Origin of the sequence: Aeromicrobium sp. (genome assembly GCF_036676885.1) — a bacterium.
Lineage (GTDB): Bacteria > Actinomycetota > Actinomycetes > Propionibacteriales > Nocardioidaceae > Aeromicrobium.
In genome coordinates this window covers 1-1,527 of the sequence record NZ_JAKFCB010000295.1, presented here as the reverse complement: position 1 = coordinate 1,527, position 1,527 = coordinate 1, and the positions used below count along the sequence as shown (strand labels likewise).

The window sequence follows — 1,527 nt, the reverse complement described above, 5'->3', positions numbered from 1 at the left end:
GACCGACGCTCCGGGGCCCGTCAGGTTGGGCCCGATGACTGCGCCGACGGTGGTCGACCAGACGACAAGGGAGAGCGCGAGGCCGACCTGGCCCGGCGCGGCCCGGTCGACGGCGGCGAATCGCGACTGCAGGTTCGCGGCGGTGCTGGACCCGAACAGCAGGAGGCCGAGGAGCAGGATCGGCAGCGACCCGAGCTCGGCGCCGACCATGATGACGCAGGCGCCTCCCGCGCCGAACAACCACCCGAGCGTCAGTGCGGGACGGCGACCCGTACGCGCTGCGATCGACGACAGCGGCATCGTGAACGCGGCCGCGCCGAGGGTCAGCATCACGACCGCCATGCCGGCCCAGCCGGAGGAACCGCTGACGTCCTTGACCAGCAGCGCGCCGACCGCGAGTCCAGCACCGTTGCCGACGCCGCCGACGACCTGCACGAGCGACAGGACCGAGACGATCCTGCGTTGAGCGGGGTCGACAGACGAGGGGGGATTCACCAGAGCAACCTATCGTCCTGACCATGGGCCGAGCGAGCGAAGGCAGGCGCTCGGGCGAAGCCCGCCAGCGGCAGGGGGCGGAACGAGCTGCTGGGGCGGCGAAGCCGCGCGCGTCCTACCAGATCACCACGCGGGCCGACTCGTCGAGCCAGAGCTCGTCGTCCACCGTGACGCCGAACGCCGCATAGAACGCCTCGATGTTGCGCACGACCTGGTTGCACCGGAACTCCGGCGGCGAGTGCGGGTCGATCGCGAGGCGGCGCACGGTCTCGGCGGGGCGTACCTTCGACTGCCAGGCCTGCGCCCACGAGATGAAGAACCGCTGGTCGGGCGTGAGCCCGTCGATCTCGCCTTCGTCGGGATCGGTGAGCCGGAACGCCTTGTAGGCGATGCCGAGGCCGCCGAGGTCGCCGATGTTCTCACCGATCGTGAGCGAGCCGTTGACCGTACGACCGTCGGCGCCCTCGGGCGTCAGCGCGTCGTACTGGGCGATGAGGGCCGAGGTGAGCTTCTCGAAGGACTCCCGGTCCTCATCGGTCCACCAGTTGCGCAGCGCGCCCGTGCCGTCGTAGTGGGAGCCCTGGTCGTCGAAGCCGTGACCGATCTCGTGCCCGATGACGGCGCCGATCGCACCGTAGTTGACCGCGTCGTCGGCCTCGGCGTGGAAGAACGGCGGCTGGAGGATCGCGGCCGGGAAGACGATCTCGTTCATCGTCGGGTTGTAGTAGGCGTTGACGGTCTGCGGCGTCATGTACCACTCGTCACGATCGATCGGTGAGCCGATCTTCGCGAGCTCACGGTCGGTCGCGACGGCGATCGCCCGCCGGGCGTTGCCGAGCAGGTCGTCGGGCGCCGTCTCCAGCGCCGAGTAGTCCTTGAACTCGTCGGGGTGACCGATCTTGGGGTTGAACGTGTCGAGCTTCTCGTGCGCGCGCTTCTTGGTCTCGTCGCTCATCCAGGGCAGCGCCGAGATGCTCTGCCGGTACGCCTCGAGGAGGTTGTCGATCAGCTCGGTCATCCGCTCCTTGGAGG

Annotated in this window: 1 protein-coding gene and 1 pseudogene; both read right to left on the bottom strand. The window is 69.4% G+C overall.

Annotation, left to right across the window (positions count from 1 at the left end; translation table 11 throughout):
- Positions 1 to 495 (bottom strand): annotated as a pseudogene (locus V6M46_RS13365) (MFS transporter); the annotation flags it as partial.
- A gap of 115 nt (positions 496 to 610) precedes the next feature.
- Positions 611 to 1,527: M13-type metalloendopeptidase (locus V6M46_RS13360; RefSeq protein ID WP_332665947.1), on the bottom strand; the 917-nt coding region annotated here is incomplete at its 5' end.